The following is a 4,495-nucleotide window of genomic DNA, read 5'->3' on the forward strand; positions in this document are numbered from 1 at the left end:
GAAAATCAACATCATTAAAACCTTCGGGTAGCTGTGGTCGACGAGACATCTGTTCTAGATAATGCATGGTAATGATGCCTAAGCATAGTTGGCGGCAGCTTAAGGATTTAGAAAATGCGATTGGTATTATACCCCATAACAGCCGTCACAAATTGAATAGAATGTTCAGGCCAGACTCATGGGTGACATGAGCGCATGGAGATTTTGTTCTTAATGCCGGGTGCGTTGAAAATTCATTCAAAAAGTCAACACACTCTCACTGGTGGAGGGTATCCAAACCAGGCAGTAATTTCCTTTCAGACCAGACCGCCGGGTAGGCAGAATGGACTGATACTCCAGAGAAGACGCAGGGCGAAAGCCCTGAAACAGGTTGTGCAGCCGAATGCGGCAGCGCCCGTACATCTCCATCGGGCATACGTCGACATATACATAAGCTTATGCCGACTCGTTTCGGAAAATAACTATACAGTCAGGAAAAAAAAATAAAAAGCCTTGATTCGGAAACTACTTACGAATCAAGGCTTTATTCATGCAGAATTGAAGAATATTTATGCAGCAGAAATAGCAACAGGCTTGAACCAGTTACGACAGAATTGCATATATATTCCGTATGGACGCCCCATGATCAACATCGCACCCACCTGCCCTGCGCAGGCAACCAGCAACTGCTCCATGCTGGCACCGGTCGACAATACCAGTGATGCATACAGTGGAATCTGGAACGAAAGGTACGCCAGGGCATCAAGAAGCGTCATCTGAATAAAGCCATTACCCATAAAGCTGCCTCGGCGAATCAGCCAGTCACGATACAACCCATAAGCTCTGGCCGTTAACAGGTTAACGGGAATACTCATCAGACGGGATTGCAGCGATTGTTCAAAAGTCAGCCCTGCCAGCAGCTCAACACTCATACCAACCACAATGCCAAAGGTAATCATGGCAAAGGTATCCGCTAACATATCCCGATTGAGAACCATCTCCCTCGCTCCTGAAACAAAAAGCCCTGACGGGGCAAATAAAAGAGCAAAAAAATCTCTGCACCGATGCTGCAAAGCAGGAACCGGTAAATTCTTTTGAAGTTAAATTGAGCCCACCAGTCTGTTCAGGAAAAGGTTCTGAAGACCTTTCCGCAGGTAAAATCTGAGGTCTGACTGGATAACTGATGAGCAGAAAACTGAATAAAAACAGCAGCATTTTCGTGATAAAAAATATCGCTAGATATAGCAAAATACAATAGCTTATAAATCCATATTTAGAACAGTTACAGGCTATAACTTCAGCATAATTACTATAAACAGAAATAGTCACTAGAAATAAAAACCATGATAACAAGTGATCTACTATTGAAATCATTTGTCACTGGTAAAGCCCCGTTGATGGAGCTCTGCCCCCTTTGTGAAACAGGACAATCCTATGAGCTGAGTACAACAGGCTCCCAGGCATATAACGTTTTTCTGAACCAGACTGAACACCCAGATCTGCCTCAGAATAAAACTTAAGCAGCTCTTAACAGTGACCAATGTCAATTCACTGTTCACCCGACATCATTATTATTGAACATGGATAAAAAGGCCTTTCCTATGCAAGAACATATTATTCATTCACTCAATGAACTGAGAGAAAAGCAGCCGCTGGTTCACAACATCACCAACGATGTGGTCACCAACACAACGGCCAATGCTCTTCTGGCCATTGGTGCATCCCCGATCATGGCCCACGCCATTGAAGAAGTTGCAGACATGGTAGGCATTACCAGCAGTCTGGTGATCAACAGTGGAACGCTGACCAGCTCCAGTCTGAAAAGCATGATGCTGGCAACAGAAACCGCATATCAACTCGGTAAACCCTGGATTCTCGACCCGGTAGGTGCAGGTGCAACCGCCTTCAGACTGACCAGTAATAAACAGCTGCTTGAAAACAAGCCATCGGTAGTACGGGGCAACGCCTCCGAGATAAAAGCCCTGTTTACTGGCGCCAATGAGGGGAAAGGAGTCGACAGCAGCAGTAGCAGTGAGTCCACTCTGCACTTTATTCAGGAAAAGGCCCGTGAACATCAGCTGATCATTGCCGTCACCGGTGCTACCGATTATGTCACCGATGGCTACGAAGTTTACAAAATCAATAATGGTCATCCTATGATGGCAAAAGTAACCGGCACCGGCTGTACGGCAACCGCCATCATTGGCGCCTTTCTTGCCATCTGCGATACACCACTGACGGCGGCCGTATCAGGCCTTACCTGTCTTGGCATTGCTGGCGAACTGGCCAGCATGGATTGCCCGGGTCCTGGTTCTCTGCAACTGCGCTTGCTGGATGAGCTATTCCGCCTTGATCAGGCCTCCATTCAAAAATTCGAAAAAGTGAGCAATATGAGAAGGAGCTGTCATTGAGTCTGCTGCCATCTTTTAGACTTCCTCTTCCAGGTATTAATGATCGGGAGAGATTCAAAAAGCCAGGTATTGAGTTACTTGGACTGCCGGTAAAGCTGTTGCCAGCCACCTTGGTCAACAAGCCACTGGCCAGAGCCATCAACCACATCTTCCATACGCCAATAGAAGAAGGCGATTTTGACTTTCTGGAAGATCGCTGCCTGAAAATTCACATTACCGACATAGACGTCAGCTTCTATATCAGTTTTGATGGCAGTCAGCTGATCGCTACCAGTCCACAACGCTTTGATGTTCAAATGCATGATGTTGAATTTCAGGGTGACAGCAAAGCCTTCCTGAAGCTGGCCAGCCGACAGGAAGACCCGGACACTCTGTTCTTCCAGCGCAGCCTGATGATTGAGGGTGATACTGAACTGGGGCTTGGGGTAAAAAACCTGCTGGATAGCCTTGAGCTAGAGCAGCTGCCGATTCCTGTGCAGAAGCTGGCCTGGCTTGGGCAACAGCTACAGAAAAAGATGCCTTTAGCCAATCCGCATTAAATAATACATATGACGTTTAGCCGCTCATCAAACCTTGCTAATTAACGGGTGAGCGGTTATCAATCTTCTGCCCCACCAGCACATCAACTCCTTATAAAAGAAAGTTCTTAAAAATTACACGACGTTCGCTAGAAAAACCTTAACACCACTTCTAAGATTGCTCACATCCACTGAGATGACATAAGACACTGGGCAGGTTCTGAAACAAGCTGCCCACTCCCAACAGTTAGTCCATTTTACGCTTTGCCACACAATGCGTATTGCTGTTCTGGTTGGCCTCCGCCATCACCAGCGGTTTCTTTCGTTTATTTAAAGTCTGAAACCTGTGACAGCCATAAAGAGGATGGGCGGTAGCGTGGTGTTAATCATTGAAGCTCGCAAAACCAAACTCACTATATTTATGCAAAAAAAATCGTGATCCGATAACCAAGTCAGTCCTGCCAAGACTGTTGTAAATTTTCTTTCAGAATGGAACAAGCATTTCTTCAAGCAGCTCTCGCCTTTGCTCTTTCATTTTCTTTAATCAAAATCCTGATACCTCTATCCAGAAGAATCGGGTTAGTAGATAAGCCAAATGGAAGAAAGCTTCATGACGATGCTGTGCCGTTAATTGGGGGGCTGGTGATTTACCTGACCCTGTTATCTATGGGGCTAATTTTCCTTGTAAACACGGTGGCGGTCACCGCGTATTTCGTTTCTGCCGGTCTGCTAACCGTTGTGGGTATGCTGGACGACTGGTTTGGCCTCACTGTAAGAGCTCGAGTGCTCTGCTCATTCATTGCCACCGGCATTATGATGTACTGGAGTGGGCTAATCTTTACCAACCTAGGCAACCTGGTGGGCATGGGGGACATTACCATGCCATTATTGGTTGCTATTCCTTTTACCCTGATCGCATGCTTTGGGATCATCAATGCACTGAATATGATCGATGGCCTGGACGGATTGAGCTCAGGAATTACAATTATTGCCCTTGCTTCCATCCTGATCTCGATGGAATTTCATAGCCGCCTGCGAGATGTCATTATCATAATGACGGCAGCCATTCTGGCCTTCCAATCCTTTAACCTTCAGCTCATCAGCCGGGAACAAAAAATATTCATGGGTGATGCCGGTACCATGATGATCGGGTTCACCCTGATTATGATGATCTGCTACTGCAGCAATGCTACAGCAACCTGCGGCCCACGGCTTGAACCGGTCACCGGGCTGTTTTTTTTAGGACTGCCATTAATCGATATGGTCTCTACCGTACTCCGGCGCATTAAAAAGGGTAACTGCCCATTCAAGCCTGATCGAACCCATGCACACCATGTCCTTTTATGTGCAGGTTTCAGCCCGAGGCAGACGCTGATTATTCTGCTGATCATCGCTGCACTGATTAATGGCATCGGGATTCTGCTGAATTACCTGGCTATGCCTGCCTGGCTGCAGTTTGCTGTCATCACCGGCGTAAAAAGTCCTCAAAACACCAGTCCAAAATGACCTGTCGTTAAGTATAGCTTTTTGGGGTGGTCTGCAAGTCTGATAGTTCCAGAAAGTTAAATATTTTACTAAGCTGACTCT

The 4,495-nt window shown here is 46.4% G+C and carries 4 protein-coding genes; 3 read left to right on the forward strand and 1 reads right to left on the reverse strand.

All coding sequences use genetic code 11. The annotated features are described in order from the left end of the window. Positions 1–548: 548 nt before the first annotated feature. Complete coding sequence (gene alaE, locus AK963_RS25725; RefSeq protein ID WP_066018225.1) at positions 549–977, reverse strand: L-alanine exporter AlaE; 429 nt, start codon at positions 975–977, stop codon at positions 549–551. A 603-nt stretch (positions 978–1,580) separates the two neighbouring features. On the opposite strand from alaE, the gene thiM reads away from it, so the two are divergent. The 3 genes from thiM (at position 1,581) to AK963_RS25740 (ending at position 4,414) form a co-directional block, all read left to right on the forward strand. Further along, positions 1,581–2,390, forward strand: a complete 810-nt coding sequence (thiM, locus tag AK963_RS25730) for a hydroxyethylthiazole kinase (RefSeq protein ID WP_066018226.1) — start codon at positions 1,581–1,583, stop codon at positions 2,388–2,390. Next, positions 2,387–2,929, forward strand: a complete 543-nt coding sequence (gene ubiT / locus AK963_RS25735) for a ubiquinone anaerobic biosynthesis accessory factor UbiT (RefSeq protein WP_175404656.1) — start codon at positions 2,387–2,389, stop codon at positions 2,927–2,929. The genes thiM and ubiT overlap by 4 nt, the downstream gene beginning before the upstream one ends. A gap of 600 nt (positions 2,930–3,529) precedes the next feature. Further along, the gene (locus tag AK963_RS25740; protein ID WP_175404657.1) at positions 3,530–4,414 is read left to right on the forward strand and encodes an MraY family glycosyltransferase; all 885 of its coding nucleotides are present in this window, start codon (positions 3,530–3,532) and stop codon (positions 4,412–4,414) included. Positions 4,415–4,495 lie beyond the last annotated feature (81 nt).

Origin of the sequence: Endozoicomonas atrinae (assembly GCF_001647025.1) — a bacterium.
Taxonomy (GTDB): Bacteria; Pseudomonadota; Gammaproteobacteria; order Pseudomonadales; family Endozoicomonadaceae; genus Endozoicomonas; species Endozoicomonas atrinae.